Source organism: Nonomuraea sp. GTA35 (genome assembly GCF_041950525.1).
In the GTDB taxonomy this organism is placed as follows: Bacteria; Actinomycetota; Actinomycetes; order Streptosporangiales; family Streptosporangiaceae; genus Nonomuraea.
The window spans coordinates 156,219-173,292 of the sequence record NZ_JBGNUV010000005.1 but is presented as its reverse complement, the minus strand read 5'-3'; the positions used below and the strand labels follow the sequence as shown (position 1 = coordinate 173,292).

Sequence of the window (17,074 nt, the reverse complement as noted above, 5' to 3'; positions counted from 1 at the left end):
TCAGGAGACGCGGTGGGCGCCTCGGGCCGCCGTGGCCGGGAGGAAGCGGGGGGCCTTGAAACCGCGCTCGGCGTAGGCGTTCGACACCGACTCCTTGACGCTGTCGAGGCGCTCCAGCGGCACCAGCGCGATCGCCGAGCCGCCGAAGCCGCCGCCCGTCATGCGGGCGCCGCGGGCCCCGCCCTTGAGCGCGGCCTCCACGGCCACGTCGAGCTCGGGTGACGACACCTCGTACAGGTCGCGCAGCGACAGGTGGGAGGCGTTCAGCAGGGCGCCGATCTCCGTGACGGCGCCCGCGCGGAGCAGGCCGACGAGGGCCTCCACGCGGTGGTTCTCCGTGACGACGTGCTCCACGCGCTTGCGCTCGTCGCCCTGGAGCTGCGCGAGCGCGCCCGCCAGGTCGGTGACGTCGCGCAGGGCGGCGACGCCGAGCTTGCGGGCCGCCGACTCGCATTCGGCGCGGCGCTTGGCGTACTCGCCGCCGGCGTGCTCGTGGTGCACCTGCGTGTCGATGATCAGCATGCTCAGGCCGTGGGAGGCCAGGTCGAGGGGGATGTTGCGGGAGCCGAGCGAGCGGCAGTCGAGGAAGAGCACGTGGCCCTCCTCGCAGAGCGCCGAGGCGGCCTGGTCCATGATCCCGCACGGCATGCCGACGAAGTCGTTCTCGGCCTTCTGGCCGAGCAGGGCCAGCTCCATCGGCGTCATGCCGAGGGCGTGCACGTCGTTGAGCGCCGAGGCGACCGACACCTCGAGGGCCGCGCTGGAGCTCAGGCCCGCGCCCGAGGGCACGTCGCCGTCGATCGCGATGTCGGCGCCCCGCACCCGGTCGCCGAGCATGGCCAGGACGCCGACGACGTAACGGGTCCAGCCCTGCGACTCCTCGCGGCTCGCCAGGGTGACCGGCCGGCCCGAGTCGGACTGGAGGGAGAGGAGACGGATCGTGTCGTCGTCGCGCGGCGTGAGGGCGGCGGTCACGCCCCACGGCACCGCGAACGGCAGCACGAAGCCGTCGTTGTAGTCGGTGTGCTCGCCGATCAGGTTGACCCTGCCGGGAGCATGCCAGACGGTCTGAGGGGACGCGCCGAAGGCGGCACGAAAAGCTTCAACAACGCGCATAACCGAACACTCCTCAACAAAGGCCCGACCGTAGACTAGCGCCATGGAGGAGCTCCTGAGTCCAGGGCTCGGTCAGGTCCGGGTGTTCCTGTTGCACGACGACAACAAGCCGCGCAAGCTCAAGCACAACCTGGGCCATCCCCGCCTGCTGACGTTCGGCGGCGCCCACTCCAATCTCATCAGGGCCGTGGCCGAGGCCGGGGCGCGGCACGGCATCGAGACGATCGGGGTCATCCGCGGCGAGGAGCACCTCCCGCTCAACCCCACCCTGGCCCGCGCGGCGGCCTGCGGCATGACCCTCACCTACCTCGACCGGGCCTCCTACCGGCTCAAGCACACCGAGCAGGTGCGGGCGCGGCTGCGGGCGCGCTGGGGCGACGACGTGGTGATCCTGCCCGAGGGCGGCAGCAACGCGGCGGCCGTGCGGGGCTGCGCGGAGCTGCCCGGGGAGATCGCGGAGGACTACGACGTCATCTGCTGTCCCGTGGGCACCGGGGGGACGCTGGCGGGGATCTCGGCGGGGCTGCCGGAGGGGAAGCGGGCGCTCGGGTTCGCGGTGCTGAAGGGGGCCGGGTTCCTGGAGGGGGAGGTGGCCAGGCTGCAGCGGGAGGCGTACGGTCGCACGTGGCCCAACTGGGCGATCAACCTGGACTACCACTTCGGCGGGTATGCCCGATCGACCCCCGCCCTGGAGCGCTTCGCCGCCGAGCACGGGGTGGAGCGGATCTACGTGGCGAAGATGCTCTACGGGATCCTCGACCTCGCCCGCCGGGGCGCCTTCGCGCCCGGCACCCGCGTCGTGGCCGTCGTCACCGGTCAGCCCTCGACCCCGGTGGACGTGTGAGCCGCCCCCACCGGCTTCGACTCGGGTGATCCGCGCTGGCGCAGGTAGATCGACAGCACCACCATCGACAGCACGGCCAGCAGCTCCGACTGCCAGTTCTGCAGGCTGCGATCCCAGAACTCCGGCGAGGTGACGTACGTGCCCCACGACACCGGATCCCGCAGGTCGCCGAGCCGCTCGGCGTTGTACGCCGCCTGCCCCGCCACCGACTGCGCCAGCCACGACAGCAGGAAGATCGTCCCCATCACCAGCCCGAGCGAGTTGCTGAACAACCACAGCCTGAGCCCCTTGACCCTGGCCCAGCCGGGGGAGTCGGCGTCGGCGTACTGCCCGATCTGCTGGTCCTCGTCGGACTCGGCCCCGGCCTTGTGCGGCTCCTTGGACTCGGGGGAGCCCTTCTGGACGAGCCAGACGGTGAGCATGATGAACAGGAAGAACTGCAGGTACTCCGACTGCCAGTTCTCCGCCACGTTCACCGCGAACGCGGACGAGGCCACGTACTGCGGCAGGGAGACAGGCTCGGCCCCGTTGGCCACCTGCTGGTCGTTGTACTGCAACATCCCCGCCACGGCCTGCCCGCCCACCGCCAGCAGGAACATGATCAGGAACGCCAGCGACAGCGAGTTCTCCTTCAGCCATCTCACAGTTTCGACCACCCCAGGGCGAAGAACCAGGCCAGGCCGACCACGATCACCAAAGTGGTCAGCGTGAACATCACCCGCATCAGTCGTCCACCTCGCAGTCGTAGGGCAGGTCGCCCATCGGCTCGCAGCCCGCGGCCCTGATCCGCCAGCCGTCGCTGAAGCGGTGCAGGAAGAGCGTGTCGCCGGCGAGCCGTACCTGGGCGTCCTCGCCCCACACGGCCACCGACGTGACCTGCCCGCCGGGGCCGAGCCGCAGCTCGCGCAGCGCGTCGGCGCAGCTCTGGCCGGGGTCGGGGAGCTTGTCGGCGGTCTTGCGGGCCAGCATCGCGCACGCCGCCTCCTCCTGGTGCGCGGAGAGCGCGGCGTGGAAGCGCTGGGCCGCGCGCGCGGGGGAAGCCGTGTCCACGGCGCAACCGACAGTAGTCAGAGCCAAAGTCAGCACGACGAGCGCCATCCTCATGAGCCCCTGCTACCCACAGAAGAATCAGGCATGCTGGTCCGATGCAGAGGACAGACACGCCCGCCTCCTGGGACGAGCGCAGCACGCTGATCACCTTTCTCGACTACGCGCGCGCGACCGTCGTGGCCAAGTGCGAGGGCCTGAGCGACGAGGACGCCAGGCGGGCGCCGCTGGCGACCTCCCCGCTCATGACCGTCTCCGGCCTGGTGAACCACCTGCGGTGGAACGAGCACTACTGGTTCGAGGTGATGTTCCTCGGCGGCGAGGACCGCGGGCCGTGGACCGACGAGGACCCCGACGCCGAGTTCACCGCGTCGCTGGCGCTCCCGCTGGCCCAGGTCGTGGAGGAGTACCGGGCGCAGAGCCGCAGGGTGGACGAGCTCATCGCGGACATCGCGCTGGACGAGCGCTCCAAGGGCGCCGACAGCAAGGGGAACCACCTCACGCTCAGGTGGGTCATCGGCCACATGACCGAGGAGACCGCCCGCCACAACGGCCACCTCGACATCCTGCGCGAGCTGATCGACGGGGCGACGGGCTTCTAACCGAACTGGTCGAGCACCGGCGCCACCAGGGCGTTGAGCTCGCGGGCCAGCACGGCCACCGCGCGGTGCGCGCTCTGCTCGACCTCCATGTGCGGGCCCTCGGGCTCCGGCGGCAGATCGTCGAGCGGCAGCGGCGCCTCGACCAGCAGCGAGGCCCGCAGGAACGGCAGCCGGGCCAGGTCCTGCTGGGTCGGCTCGACGTACTGGCCGAAGGTCTCCTGCCAGCCCAGCCACCCGCGGTCGCGCCACCAGGCCCGCGAACGCCGCAGCTCCTCCGGCAGCGGGGAGGCGATCCTGACCCGCGCGTAGAGGGTGCCGTCCCAGGTGTTGCGGTGACAGCTCGCCTCCAGGATCCGCCGGTCCCACCGGACGAAGCCCGGGGTCAGCGACGGGGGCGTGGCCAGCTCCCACGCCGTGCAGGCGAACCGCACGGGCGCGATGTCGCCCCACTCGAACTCGTCGAGGTTCTTGCGCACGTGTACGGCATAGCGCCCGTCACGGTCTCTGTCGAACTCCTGATCGATCCAGAACGCCTTGCCCATGCCCCCTACGCTACGGCGCTCCCCGACCCTTCCGCGGACGGACCCAAGATCTCGGAATGCGCTGTGACGCCGGTGACACATCTGTAGCTTTTTCACATTGTTGGGTGACATCTGGGGTGAGCAATGGCGTCCGAACAGCTCGACGCGGCCATGGATCATTGGAAAGCGGGAGACCTCGACCGGGCCGCCGCGCTGTTCAGGCAGATCGCGGCCACCGGAGATCCGGAGGCGTCCCACCTGCTGGCGGGGTTGCTGCAGGAGCAGGGGGACCTGGAGGGCGCCGAGGCGGCGCACCGGTCGGTGATCCAGTCGGGGGACCCGGTGTTCGGGCAGCGCTCGGCCATCGCCATGGGGATGATGCTGGTCAGCGCCGAGGAGTGGGCCGCGGCGCACCGGGTGCTGATGATCGCCTCCGACGGCGCCGACTTCGAGGTGGCCGCGCTCGCGGACACGGCGCTGGTGCTGGTGCTGACCCAGCTCGGCGACGCGCAGGGCGCGCAGGAGTCGCTGGAGCGGGCCCGCAGGTGCAACAGCCCCGCCGTGGCCGAGCTGGCCGCGCGGCTGGAGCTGCCCGAGTTCGACCAGGACCCGGCCTCGGCCCGCGACCTGTACGCCGAGGCCGAGGACGAGGACGACTACCGGGCCCTGCTGACGTGCGGGGACCCGGAGATCGTGGCGTTGTCGGCGTTCCAGCTCTACCAGCTCCACGCCGAGCAGGGCGACTTCGACGCGGCCCGCGAAGCCTGCGAGCACGCCATCGCCGTCGGCTCCCCCGACCACCGCGCCATGGCGTACAAGCTGCTCGGCGCGGTGCTGGTGGACCTCGGCGAGTACGCGGACTCCGCCGCCGCCTACCGGGTGGCCGCCGAGGACCCCAGGCCGGATCTCCGGCTGCCCTCGCTCATCGAGCTGGCCAAGGTGACCGCGCAGCTCGGCGACGAGGAGGAGACGAAGGCGATCTTCCACCGGGTGATCGCCAGCGGCCACCGCGAGTTCGCCGTGCAGGCGCAGGCGTGCCTGGCCCAGATGCACACCGAGGCGGGCGAGCCGGCCGAGGCGCTGGCCGCGCTGCGCGCCGTGCTGGAGTCCGGCGACCACGAGTGGCCCTCCGGCTGCGTCACCCTGCTCGGCCTGCTGCTCGACCAGCACCCCGAGGAGCGCGAGGCCGTCGTGGAGCTGCTGGAGCTGGCCGCCCGGCACGACGACCAGGACACCGCGTTCAAGGCCGCGCTGCTGCTCGACCACGCCGCCAGGCAGCAGCCGCTGGCCGACCCCGTCGAGGAGCAGGCGCTCCAGGACACCGACGACGGCATGGAAGCGCTCAAGGCGGGCGAGCTGGCCGAGGCCAGGCGGCTGCTGCGCCGGGCCGTCGACTCCGGCGCGGACTTCCAGTCGCTGCGGGCCATGGTGGTGCTGGCCAAGCTGGAGCTGAGCGAGGGCGATCGGGAGCAGGCGGACGAGCTGCTGGCGTACGTGGCCGAGGGCGACGACGTGCTCCAGGGCTTCAACGCGGCGTTCCTGCTGCACCTGCTGCGCTCGTCCGTCGACGAGCCGCATCCGGTGCTCGCGGCGATGCTGGACCACCAGCGGCTGGGCAGGGAGGAGGGGCTGGCCCGCTACCAGGAGGCGGCGGGGCACGCCGACCCCGCCGTGGCGGCCATCGGCACCGCCGTGTTCGCGCAGGTGCTGGCCTCCATCGGGTACGACCTGTCCGAGGTCTGCGAGATGTTCCTGTCGGCGGCGGGGAGCGGTGACCCGCTGGCGCTGTCGTACACGGCGGTGATCTGCAAGGACGTGCTGCCCGACCAGGCGCGCGTGGCAGAGCTGTTGCGGGCGGCGCTGGCGGGCGGGCATCCCGCGCTGGCCCCGTGGGTGGGGTGGGCGCTGGGCGGGCTGGTCGCCGAGGAGGATCCCGGGCAGGCGCGGGCCGCGTACGAGGTGGCACTCGCGGCGGGGCACCGGGGGCTGCGGTTCGAGGCGGCGGCCGGGCTGACCGGCGTGTACGAGCAGCAGGGCGACCTGCTCGCCGCCTGCCGGCTGCACGAGCGGCTGATCGCCGAGGGGGAGCCGGAGCGCGCCGCGCTGCCGCTGGGGTTCAACCGGATCAGGCTGGACGACGTGGCGGGGGCGCGGGCCGCGTTCGAGCTGGGCGCGGGCGAGCTGTGCGCGTTCGGGAGGCTGGTGCTCGACCGCGACTTCGAGGCGGCGGCGCGGGCGTTCCCCGAGGGGGAGGAGCGGGCGATGGCCGGGCTGCTCGCCATGGAGTGCGCGAACGCCTGGCAGCGCACCGGCAGGACCGACGCCGCCGACGGGGCGCTCTGGCTGGTGGCCGCCGCCGGTCACGCCGGTCAGCGCCAGCAGGCCGGCTGCCTGCTCGGCGCGCTGCGCGGCGACGCGGGGGACCGGCGCGGGGCGGTCGAGGCGTTCATGGGGGCGCTGGGCGACGACGAGCACCTCAACGGCGTGGCGCTGCGCTCGGCCGGCGAGATCCTGCGCGAGCTGGGCGAACATGCCGAGGCGGTGGAGGTGCTGGCACGGGTGCCCGACCCCGATCGCGAGCTGACGATGCTGATCGCCGAGTCGCTGGTGGAGTGCGGGCGCGTGGCGGAGGCCCGCGAGCGCCTGATCGAGGCGTTCGGCTCGGCGGGAGGTGCGGGCGGGCACGGGCGCGCGGCCGGTGCCGCCATGACGCCGAGTGCGGAGGTCACGGTGCCGCTGGCCCGGTGGTTGCGGCGGCGCGGTGACGCCGAGGGGGCGCTGGCGGTCATGCTGGCCGCGCCGCCCGAGGTGTCCGCGCTGTCGGAGTGCCTGCTCGGCAGCCTGCTCGCCGAGACCGGCGACCTGGCGGGGGCGCGGGCGGCGTACGAGCGGGCGGCGGCGCTCGACCCCGAGACGGAGCCGGAGGTCATGCTGGAGGCGGGCCGCTGCCTGCTGGCCGCGGGCGACACCGAGTCGGGGACCTTCGCGCTGGAGCGGGCCGCGGCGCAGGAGGACGACGCGCACGCCGCCGCCGTGGCGCGTCACCTGCTCGGCCGCGCCACCCCCGAGGAGCTGCCCTGGGTGCTGCTGGCCGAGGGCGACAGGCCGGGCGCCCTGGCGGCGCTGGCGGCGCGTACCGGGTCGGAGCAGCTGGCCGCGCTGCTGCTCGCGCTGCACGACGACGACGTGCGCGAGGTGCGCCGCCTGCTGGCCGGGCTGGCCCCCGCCGACCGCGCGGAGGCGCTGAACGAGATCATGGCCAGGGCGCCGCACGCGAGCGCGTTCTACCGCGTGGTCATCGAGGAGGGCGAGCCCGAACTCGCCGCCAAGGCCGCGATCGACCTCGGCGCCCGGCTCGCGGAGGAAGGCGACAACTGCCGCTCCGAGCTGTGTTTCCTGTCCGCCACCGGCCACCCGGCCACGGCCGCCGCGGCCTGGCGCAACCTCGCGGTCGTCCGCCACCGGCGCGGCGACCTCGACGGGGCGGTGGAGGCCGCCAGGGCCGGGCTGCCCGCCACCGCCGTCCTGGCCGCCGACCTGCTCGCCGAGCGCGGCGACGACGGGCAGGCGCGGCGGCTGCTGACGGAGGCGGCCGCGGCAGGCGACCTCGAATGCCTGCGCAGGCTCCTCCTCCACCTGCTCGACGAGCAGGACCACGCCGCCACGATCGAGGAGGCGGAGCGCGCCGTGGGAAGCGGCGACCCGGAGACCGTGGCCGTCGGCTACTGGGCGTGGGGCGGCGCGCTCGGCGCGCGGGGGGAGACGCGGGAGGCGGCCCGCATGTACGCCAAGGGCATCGAGGCCGGCCATCCCGAGCTGGCGGCGTCCCTGCGGCTCGACCTGGCCACGGCCCTGCGCGAGCTGGGCGACACGGCCGGGGCCGAGCGGGAGCTGGGCCTGGCGATCGAGTCCGGCCACCCGTACGCGGCGGCCAAGGCCGGCGTGCAGCGCGGCGTCTGGGCCTACGAGGAGGACAGGCCGCTCGCCGCGGCCCGCTCGTTCGCCGCCGCGCTCGGCACCGGCACGGCCGGGGGCGGCATGGCCGAGACCGCGCTGGAGGCGCTGAACGGCATCTCGCAGGAGCTCTGCGACCGGGGCGAGCACGGGCCGGCGCTGGAGGTGCTGTCGCTGATGGGCGAGCACGCCGCCGCCCGGGCCCGCGACCTCGGCGGGCGGTGCGCGGACCCGGCGGCCGTGGTGCGGTACTACGAGCTGGCGGGCTCCGACCCGTACACCGAGATCGAGGCCGCCGGGCGGCTGGCGGAGCTGGGGGAGACGGCGGCGGCGCGTGCCACGTACGAGCGGCTCAACGAGCACGAGGACCCCGACGTGCGCTTCGTCGCCGGCGGCAGGCTGCTGGAGCTGCTCGACTCGGCGGGCGACGCCGAGGCGTTCTACGACCTGGCGGAGCGGCGCGCCGGTGACGCCGACAGCCCCGCGCCCGGCGTGTTCGGCGGGTTGCTGGGCATGTTGCAGGAGCGCCAGGGCGACACCGAGGCGTCGCTGCGCACGCTGCGCGAGGCGGCCAGGAACGGCGAGCCGACCACGCTCAGCGTGTACGCGCAGACCCTGGTGGGCGCCGGGCACGTGGACGAGGGCAGGCAGGTGTACCTGCGGGTGCTGGAGGCCGGCGACGACGACCTCGCGGCCCGGGCCATGATCGCGCTCGGGCAGACGTACCACGAGGAGGACGAGGAGCGGGCGCGCGCCTGGTACCGCAGGGCCGTCGACGAGGGCGAGGGGCACGTCAGCGCGCTGGGCGCGATGTACCTGGGCGCGCTGGCCAAGCGGAACAGGAACTTCTCCGAGGCGCTCATGTGGTACCAGCGCGTCATAGACGCGGGCGATCCGGAGTCGGGCATGGCGGCGGCGCACCTCGGCGAGCTGTGCTACTGGCTGGGCGACCGCGACGGCGCGCTGCGGTACTACGAGCTGACGCTGGGCCTGAGCGAGCGGCCCGAGCTGGTGGCCGAGGCCGCGTGCAGGCTCGGCGAGATCCGGTACGAGCGCGGCGACCTGGAGCTGGCCCGCCGGCTGCTGGCCACGGCCGTGGAGACCGGCGACCCGGCGTTCGCCGCCGAGGCCGAGACGCTGCTGGCCAAGCTCACCTGAAGGCTGGTTCACCCCGGGAGTACCGCGGGGTGAACTTGCGCTTAATAAAATGACCAAATAGTCTCATCCAGTCAAACAAATGGGGTGAGAATCATGGCGAGGGCAGGACGGCCACCGCGGGACCCGGCCCGCCAGCTGGAGCGGGCGCACCGGATCCTCGACGCCCTCGCCGAGCTGGTGCTGCGCTGGGGCTACGACAAGACCACGATCGACGACATCGCCCAGCGCGCCGGCGTCGCCAAGGGCACCATCTACCTGCACTGGAAGACCCGCGACGACATCTTCGCCGCGTTGCTGCGCCGCGAGCGGGTCCGCATGATGACCGAGGTCCGCGATCGGGCGCCGGCCACGCTCAGCGAGCTGTTCGGCGAGTTCTCGCGGGCGCTGCTGCGCAGCCCGCTGCTGCAGGCGGTGCTGACCGGCGACTCCCAGGTGCTCGGCAAGCTGACCAGCCAGAAGCGCAGCAGCACGAGCTGGCCGCAGATCGGGGCGGTCTTCGAGCCGTACGTCGCCGAGCTGGCCGAGCGCGGCGCGATCCGCGAGGACCCGGGCGACCACATGGTGAGGGTCAGCTCGATCGTCTACGGGTTCCTGCTCATGCGGACGTCCCTGCCCGGCCACGCCGTACCGACGGACGACCGGGTCGCGGAGCTGGTGGCCGACACCATCGAGCGCACCATGAGCACCGGCCGCCCGATGTCCGCCGCCGACGCCGAGGCGGTCGCGCGGGTCACCCTCGAATTTCTCGACGCCGCTGTGGAGGTGGCCCGGCGCAGGCTGGACACCTCCCTGGGGCTCTAAGGAGCGTGTGCAGTGAGGGCCGTACTTCCTCTCGACGACTCTGCGGCCGACCTCGCGACCGCGGGCGGCAAGGGTGCCTCCCTGGCCAGGATGGCCGGGGCGGGGCTGCCCGTGCCGGGCGGTTTCCACGTCACGACCGAGGCCTACCGCGCGTTCGTGGCCGGGTTCCACGACGAGATCCTGCGCGCCGCCGCCGAGGACCCGGCCCGGATCCCGCCGCTGTTCGCCGCGCACGACATGCCCGGCGAGCTCGCCGGGGAGATCCGGCGGGCGTACGCGGAGCTCGGCGACGACGTGCCCGTGGCGGTGCGCTCGTCCGCCACCGCCGAGGACCTGCCCGAGATGTCGTTCGCCGGGCAGCAGGACACCTACCTCAACATCAGGGGCGACGCCCTGCTCGACGCGGTCAAGCGCTGCTGGGCCTCGCTGTGGAACCCGCGCGCGATCGCCTACCGCGACCGGAACGGCGTGCCGCACGACGACGTGGCGCTGGCCGTGGTGGTCCAGGAGCTGGTGGACGCCGACGCGGCGGGCATCCTGTTCACCGCCGACCCGGTCACCGGCGCCCGCGACGAGACCGTGATCAACGCCTCGTGGGGCCTCGGTGAGGCGGTCGTCGGCGGCCTGGTCACCCCCGACACGATCACCGTGTCGGGCGGCAAGGTGACCGCGTCGCGCACCGGCGACAAGGCCGTCATGACCGTGCGCACCGCCGGCGGCACCGAGGAGCGGCCGGTCCCCGAGGAGCTGCGCGGCGCGCCCGTGCTGGACGACGCCCAGGCCCTGGAGCTGGCCGCGCTCGGCGCCCGCGTCCAGGAGCTGTACGGCACGCCCATGGACGTGGAGTGGACCAGGCGCGCGGGCACGTTCGCCATCGTGCAGGCCCGCCCGATCACCGGCCTGAAGCCGCGCCTGGAGGAGTGGAACGACAGCCTCAAGGGCGACTACCTGTGGACCGGCGGCAACCTGGGCGAGGCCATCCCCGACGTGATGACCCCGATCACGTGGTCGTTCGTGCGCAGGTTCATCGAGGAGGCCATGTCGGCCTCCACGCTGCCCGGCTTCGACCTGGTGGGCAACATCGGCGGGCGCTTCTACATGAACCTGAGCATCGTCCACTCCATCGCCGCCGCCCTGGGCATGAGGAGCAGGCTCGGCGTGATCGACCAGGTCTTCGGCAAGATACCGCCCGGGCTGGAGGTGCCGCTGGTGCCGGTGCCGCGGTGGCGGCTCATCAGGACGGTCGTGCCCATGGCGATCCGCATCCGGCGCCGCGTCGCCCGGCATCTCGCGCACATGCCCGAGTTCCTGGCCGGCTCGCCGCGGAAGTGCGAGGAACTGCGCGAGCGCGTCGCCGCGACCGGGTCGGGTGCCGAGCTGGCCGGGCTGTGGGAGCGGGAGATCGGGCCGCACCTGGTCACCTCCTCCCAGATGCTGGAGGCCGCGGGCCGCCAGGGCGGCGCCGCGCTCGTCTACACCCGCGACCGGCTGCGCAAGTTGATGGGCGAGGTGGACGCCGAGGCGATGCTGACCGGCGTCAACGCCGAGGGCGAGCTGGCCAGCATGGGGCCGGTGATGGGCCTGTCCAGGCTGGCGCGCGGCGAGATCACCAGGGAGGAGTTCGCCCGCAGGTACGGGCATCGCGGCCCGCACGAGTTCGAGGTCTCGATCCCCCGGCCAGGCGAGGACCCGGTGTGGATCGACACCCAGCTCGCCGGCCTGCGCGACCCGCGGGCCGACACCGAGGCGCTGCTGGAGCGGCAGCGCACGGCCAGGGAGCAGGCGTGGGCGCGCTTCGCGCAGCGCTACCCCGGCAAGCAGGCCCGGATGCGCGAGAGGGTGCGGCGGTGGAACGCGGTCGTCCGCGACCGGGAGACCGCCCGGTCGGAGAACATCCGGGCGTTCTGGGTGCTGCGCGCGTTCGTCGTACGGGCCGGGGAGCTGACCGGCGCCGGCGACGACGTGTTCTTCCTGTACCTGCCCGAGCTGCTCGCCCTGCTGCGCGGCGACCGGTCCGTGCTGGAGAAGGCGCCGGTGCGGCGGGCCACGTACGAGCGGTACGCCTCGCTGCCGCCCTACCCGGCGCTGATCGTGGGCCGCTTCGACCCGGTGCGCTGGGCCGCCGACCCCGCCAGACGGGCCGACATCTACGACGCGCGGGGCGCGTCCGCGCCGGTCAGCGACACCGTCACCGGCTTCCCCGGCGCGCCAGGCGTGGTGGAGGGCACCGCCCGGGTCATCTCGGGGCCGGAGGAGGGCGAGCGTCTCAAACCGGGCGAGATCCTCGTCACGACGCTGACGAACGTGGGCTGGACCCCGATGTTCCCGCGCGCCGCGGCCGTGGTCACCGACATGGGGGCGCCGCTCTCGCACGCCTCCATCGTCGCCCGGGAGCTGGGCATCCCGGCCGTGGTCGGCACCGGCAACGCCACCATGCGGGTGCGCGACGGCGACCGGATCAGGGTGGACGGCGAGCGGGGAACGGTCGAGTTGCTGGGATGAAAAGTCTGCGTCAAGTCGGCCCGCTCGCCGGCCGGCGTGTGATCACTTCGTTGACCATGATCGAACAGTGGATCCTGGAAGACGAGCGGGAGCTGGAGGCGCGCTGCGCCCGGTTCAGGGCCGCCAAGCAGACGCTTGACCGCAGCCATGGCGGGGACGAGATCGAGGATGAGGAGGACTCCGCGGCGTGAGGGGACCGGGCTGCCGCCGTCGCTGGTAGCGGAGGCGGGACGCCGGCTGGGCGCCGTACGGGGGTTCGAGCCGCGGCAGGGCGGCCTCGCGTACGGCGTCCTCGGCGTCGCCACCATCGACCGGCTCCCTGACAGCGGGTCTTCGGACGGCGGGTGTCTGGACGGCGGGTGTCTGGACGGCGGGTCGTGGGACGGCGGGTCCGCGGCCCTGCCCCCTGGGGTGCCCGCGCCGCGCCTCGCGATCAGTCCTGGCGCACGCTCTCCAGCACGCCCGAGCGGGAGGTGATGAGGTTGTGGCCGCCGGGGCTGAACGAGTTGACGAACAGGCGGCTGCCGCCGGGCAGGGCGGCCAGCCGGAAGATCAGGTCGCGGGCGAGGATGCGCCACCGGTTCGAGGGGGCGAGCCACTGGATGGACCGCCGCCCGAAGCCCTGCACCTCGGCGACGGCGGGGGCCATCCGCGCCTGGTAGCGGGCGAGGGCGCCGGCCAGGCCCCCGGGTGTCTCGCGGGGGCCGGGCAGGTGCTCCGGCGCGTCACCAGCCGTGGTCAGCTCGTCGGCCAGCACCCAGGCCGCCGCCATCGCCATGCTCGCCCCATGACCGGCGAACAGCGACACCGCCTGGCAGGCGTCGCCCAGAAGCACGGTCCGCCCGCTGTGCCAGCGTTCCATCTCCACCTGCGTCACCAGGTCGTGGTAGAGCCCGGCAGGCCCGGGGACACGCTCCAGCACCGAGGGCAGGATCCAGCCGAGCCCGCCGAAGTGCCGGCGCAGGGTGGCGGCCGGGTCGGCGGGCAGGGCGGGGTCCGGCTCGCGGCGCAGGAACAGCAGGGCGAGCCGGTCGTCGCGCAGCGCGTAGGCGCCGGCCATCAGGCCGGGCTCGGTGAGCATCTGGTAGCGCGTCCCGACCCGGCGGCTCAGCTCCGGGTCCGTCACGATGCAGGCCGCCACCTGGTGCCCGAGATAGCGCGGCACGACGTCGCCGAACGTCAGCTCCCGCACCCGGGAACGCGCCCCGTCCGCGCCCACGAGCAGGTCCACCTCCCGGGTGGTGCCGTCGGCCAGCCGCACCGTCACCCCGTCCGCGTGCTGCTCGGCGCTGCCGACGGTGGTGCCGTACGTGACGGGCGCGCGTACGCCGTCGGCGATGGCCCGGGCCAGGTCGCCGCGCAGCAGGCTGAACACGTTCTCCAGCGCCGAGGTCAGCTTCAGGTGGCTGGTCTGCCGCCCGTCGTGGCCGACGTAGCTGAGCTCGTCGACCGGGTAACGGTCGCGCAGCAGCCGGGGCCGCAGCCCCATGCGCTCGGCGACCTGGTATCCGGGGCCGTAGAAGTCGATCAGGTAGCCGCCGTCGCGGAACGCCGGCGCCCGCTCGACCAGCTCCACCTCCCACCCGGCGCGTTCGAGGTGCCAGGCCAGCGTCAACCCGGCGATGCCGGCGCCGCAGATCAGGATCCTCACGATGCTCCCTTCCCGAACATGGCACGCAGCAGCCCGCCCAGCGCGGCCGGGTCGAGGCCGGGGTCGAGGGCGCGGTGCAGCATGATCCCGTCCACCGACGCCGCCAGCATCGCCGCCGCCGCGGCCGGATCCCCCCGGTAACCGCGTTCGACCAGCCAGGACGCCACCGTGGCGCGGAACCGGCCGACCTGCTCGCCGAGCCCCTCGCGCAGCTCGGGCAGCCGCGTGGCGGCCAGGAACATCTCGACCACCAGCAGCGAGGCAGGGTCGGTGCCGCTGTAGCGCGACAGCTCGCCCAGCAGCCAGTCGACGGCCTCGCCGACGTCCTGCCGGGCGGTCAGCTCCGTGGCGAGCAGGTCGAGCAGGCCGGAGGTGAAGCCGAGGCCGGCGGCGACGAGCAGGTCCGTGACCGAGGCGAAGTGGTAGTGCACCACGCCGGGCGCGACCCCGGCCCGCTCGGCGACGAGCCGGGTGGTGACGCCGCCCCAGCCGACCTCGGGGACGAGGGCGACGGCCGCGTCGAGCAGCCGCTGGCGGGTGGCCTTGCCGCGCTCGGCGGAGAGGTGGGCCATGTTCTCCTCTTGGGCATTCGACTTGGGCAAGTGTCCAAATATTAGCTCATGCCTGAGCGCGGCACGAGGGGAGACGCGCGGCGTGCTCGGAGGGGTGTCGGTCGGAGGGAGTGAGGTGCGGGCCGGTGGGCGAGGGGCGGTGGTCAGCCGCCGACGTGGATGCCCGGCCTGCGGCCTGGTTCGGGCTCGGCGGCGCGGACGATCTCGCGTACGACCGGAGCCGTGTCGCCGCGCCCCAGGATGAGGTAGCGGAACAGGTGCATCAGCGGCGCGCCCTCCGCCCACTCGAAGTAGCAGTGCGGCCGCACCCCCGTGGCGTCACGCAGGGCGAGCAGGACGGCGGCGATGGCGTTCGGCGCGGCGGGGCTCTCGGCACGCAGCACGCGGCGCCCGCTCACCTCCACGCCCCGCACCCGCAGCACGTTGCTGAACTCCGAGGGGTCGATGACGTCGATCTCCAGGAACAGCACGTCGGCCCGGCCGGGCACCGGGTTCATGCGACGCTGCTCGGCCTCCTTGGCCTCGTACTCGGCCTCGTCGCCGCGCTGGCGGCGGTTGGCGATCAGGTTGAGCTGCCCGTCGTGGGCGAGCGACTCGGTCACGAACCGCCGCGCGGCCTCGTCGAACTCGATCCGTTCGGCCCGCAGCTCCGTCGTGCGCGAGACCCGCGAGATCAGCGAGATGACGATGATCCCGAGGATGAAGAAGGCGGAGATGGCGATGCCGTCGGGCTTCTCCCTGATGTTCTCGGCCAGCGCGTACAGCAGGACGAGGGTCAGGACCGTGAACCCGGCGACGGCCCGGCGCTGCCGGTTGCGGACGGCGGAGATGGTCACCGCCGCCGCGCCGGAGACCATCATGGCCAGGATGCCGGTGGCGTACGCGCCGGCCTGGGCGTCCACGTCGGCGTCGAACGCGATCGTCAGCACGACGCAGACGAGCGTGTAGACCAGCACCACGGGACGCACGGCGCGCCCCCATTCCGGCGCCATGCCGTAGCCGGGCAGGTACCGCGGCACGATGTTGATCAGACCGGCCATCGCGGAGGCGCCGGCGAACCACAGGATGAGGATGGTGCTGATGTCGTACACCGTGCCGAACATCTCGCCGAGCCGCTCGTGCGCCAGGTACGCCAGCGCCCTGCCGTTCGCCGCCCCGCCGGGCCTGAACTCCTCGGCAGGGATGAGCACGGTGGTGACGAAGCTGGTCGCGATCAGGTAGACGCTCATGATGAGGGCGGCCACGGTCAGCAGCTTGCGGGTGTTGGCGATGCGCGAGTCCAGCCGTTCCCGCGCGGTGGCGCCCCTGGCCTCGACCAGCGGCATCATGCTGACCCCCGTCTCGAACCCGGACAGGCCCAGCACCAGCAGCGGGAAGGCGAGGATCGCGGGCCCGATGACGCCGCCGAGCCCGCCGCGCCCCTCGACCAGCGCCTCCGTCCAGGTGGCGAGCGCGCCGGGCGAGGAGAACACCTCGGTGAGCCCCACGGCGACGACCACGGCGTTGAGCCCGAGGAAGATCGCCACCAGCGGGATGGCGACCCCGACCGCCTCGGTGAAGCCGAGCAGGAACACCCCGCCGAGCACCAGCAGCAGCACCACGGTCAGCGCGACCTCGTGCCCGTGCAGGAAGCTCGGGAAGAACGGGTTCTCCACGACGTGCACCGACGCGTCGGCCGCCGACAGCGTGATCGTGATGATCCACGACGTGGCCACGAACCCCAGCAGCACCAGCACGAACAGCTTGCCCCGCCAGAACGGCAGCAGCCGCTCCAGCATGGCCACCGACCCCTGCCCGTGCGGGCTCTCCCTGGCCACCCGCCGGTACATCGGCAGCATGCCCAGCAGCGTCAGCGCCACGATCAGCAGCGTGGCCAGCGGCGACAGCGCGCCGGCCGCCGTCGCGGCGATGGCTGGCAGGTAGGCCAGCGTCGAGAAGTAGTCGACGCCGGTCAGGCACATGACCTTCCACCACGCCTGCGGCATGGCGTGGCCCTCGGCCGTCTCGGGGCCGACCGGCTGCACCTGATGCTGCAGCAGCCACCGCAGCACGCCGCTGGCCGGCGGCGCGGTCCGGCCGGGGGTCTCCACCACTTCGGGGACGGCCAGTCCGTCGCTACCGTTCACCGGAACTCCCTCTCGTCGTGAACGGTGTATCACCTTAGTGACCGGTAAATGGGTTGCTACGCCGGGAGCCGCTCTGGTGTCCTGTCCCCAGTTCGGACGAGCTGGAGGAGCAGGAAGATGCGGGCAACTGTCGTGTCCCACGAGACAGAAGGAGTCAGCCAATCAGAGGACATGACGTTC

The 17,074-nt window shown here is 73.2% G+C and carries 13 protein-coding genes; 6 read left to right on the top strand and 7 right to left on the bottom strand.

Going from position 1 to position 17,074, the window contains the following annotated elements:
- Nucleotides 1-1,116, bottom strand: a complete 1,116-nt coding sequence (galK, locus tag ACBJ32_RS23980) for a galactokinase (RefSeq protein WP_357870947.1) — start codon at nucleotides 1,114-1,116, stop codon at nucleotides 1-3.
- 43 nt (nucleotides 1,117-1,159) lie between these two features.
- On the opposite strand from galK, the gene ACBJ32_RS23975 reads away from it, so the two are divergent.
- Nucleotides 1,160-1,960, top strand: coding sequence for a 1-aminocyclopropane-1-carboxylate deaminase/D-cysteine desulfhydrase (locus tag ACBJ32_RS23975; RefSeq protein ID WP_375128594.1), 801 nt, complete (start codon nucleotides 1,160-1,162; stop codon nucleotides 1,958-1,960).
- Here the strand turns inward: ACBJ32_RS23975 and ACBJ32_RS23970 are convergent.
- Complete coding sequence (locus ACBJ32_RS23970) at nucleotides 1,933-2,604, bottom strand: DUF6766 family protein (RefSeq protein WP_375128593.1); 672 nt, start codon at nucleotides 2,602-2,604, stop codon at nucleotides 1,933-1,935. The two genes, ACBJ32_RS23975 and ACBJ32_RS23970, sit on opposite strands and share 28 nt — an antisense overlap.
- A 79-nt stretch (nucleotides 2,605-2,683) precedes the next feature.
- Nucleotides 2,684-3,010, bottom strand: a complete 327-nt coding sequence (locus tag ACBJ32_RS23965) for a hypothetical protein (protein WP_375128592.1) — start codon at nucleotides 3,008-3,010, stop codon at nucleotides 2,684-2,686.
- Between the two features lie 95 nt (nucleotides 3,011-3,105).
- On the opposite strand from ACBJ32_RS23965, the gene ACBJ32_RS23960 reads away from it, so the two are divergent.
- Complete coding sequence (locus tag ACBJ32_RS23960; RefSeq protein ID WP_375128591.1) at nucleotides 3,106-3,609, top strand: DinB family protein; 504 nt, start codon at nucleotides 3,106-3,108, stop codon at nucleotides 3,607-3,609.
- On the opposite strand, the gene ACBJ32_RS23955 is transcribed toward ACBJ32_RS23960, so the two are convergent.
- Nucleotides 3,606-4,151 (bottom strand): hypothetical protein, encoded by a 546-nt coding sequence (locus ACBJ32_RS23955; protein WP_357870961.1) that lies wholly within the window; start codon nucleotides 4,149-4,151, stop codon nucleotides 3,606-3,608. The two genes, ACBJ32_RS23960 and ACBJ32_RS23955, sit on opposite strands and share 4 nt — an antisense overlap.
- A gap of 123 nt (nucleotides 4,152-4,274) precedes the next feature.
- Here ACBJ32_RS23955 and ACBJ32_RS23950 point away from each other — a divergent pair, with 123 nt between their 5' ends.
- The 4 genes from ACBJ32_RS23950 (at nucleotide 4,275) to ACBJ32_RS23935 (ending at nucleotide 12,736) form a co-directional block, all read left to right on the top strand.
- Nucleotides 4,275-9,242, top strand: a complete 4,968-nt coding sequence (locus tag ACBJ32_RS23950; RefSeq protein WP_375128590.1) for a tetratricopeptide repeat protein — start codon at nucleotides 4,275-4,277, stop codon at nucleotides 9,240-9,242.
- A gap of 93 nt (nucleotides 9,243-9,335) precedes the next feature.
- Complete coding sequence (locus ACBJ32_RS23945; protein WP_375128589.1) at nucleotides 9,336-10,043, top strand: TetR/AcrR family transcriptional regulator; 708 nt, start codon at nucleotides 9,336-9,338, stop codon at nucleotides 10,041-10,043.
- 12 nt (nucleotides 10,044-10,055) lie between these two features.
- Nucleotides 10,056-12,545, top strand: coding sequence for a PEP/pyruvate-binding domain-containing protein (locus ACBJ32_RS23940; protein WP_375128588.1), 2,490 nt, complete (start codon nucleotides 10,056-10,058; stop codon nucleotides 12,543-12,545).
- A gap of 50 nt (nucleotides 12,546-12,595) precedes the next feature.
- Nucleotides 12,596-12,736 carry a hypothetical protein gene (locus ACBJ32_RS23935; protein ID WP_357870972.1) on the top strand — a complete coding sequence of 47 codons (141 nt, stop codon included), beginning with the start codon at nucleotides 12,596-12,598 and terminating at the stop codon, nucleotides 12,734-12,736.
- Between the two features lie 242 nt (nucleotides 12,737-12,978).
- Here ACBJ32_RS23935 and ACBJ32_RS23930 read toward each other — a convergent pair whose 3' ends face one another.
- The 3 genes from ACBJ32_RS23930 to ACBJ32_RS23920 all read right to left on the bottom strand — a co-directional run bounded on the left by ACBJ32_RS23930 (nucleotide 12,979) and on the right by ACBJ32_RS23920 (nucleotide 16,894).
- A complete protein-coding gene (locus ACBJ32_RS23930; RefSeq protein ID WP_375128587.1) occupies nucleotides 12,979-14,196 on the bottom strand; it encodes an FAD-dependent oxidoreductase in 1,218 nt (405 codons plus the stop codon).
- Nucleotides 14,193-14,798 (bottom strand): TetR/AcrR family transcriptional regulator, encoded by a 606-nt coding sequence (locus ACBJ32_RS23925; protein ID WP_375128586.1) that lies wholly within the window; start codon nucleotides 14,796-14,798, stop codon nucleotides 14,193-14,195. Before ACBJ32_RS23925 ends, ACBJ32_RS23930 begins: the two co-directional genes overlap by 4 nt.
- A gap of 113 nt (nucleotides 14,799-14,911) precedes the next feature.
- Nucleotides 14,912-16,894: an amino acid transporter gene (locus tag ACBJ32_RS23920; RefSeq protein WP_375128585.1), complete on the bottom strand. Its 1,983-nt coding sequence runs from the start codon at nucleotides 16,892-16,894 to the stop codon at nucleotides 14,912-14,914.
- Nucleotides 16,895-17,074: the final 180 nt, after the last annotated feature.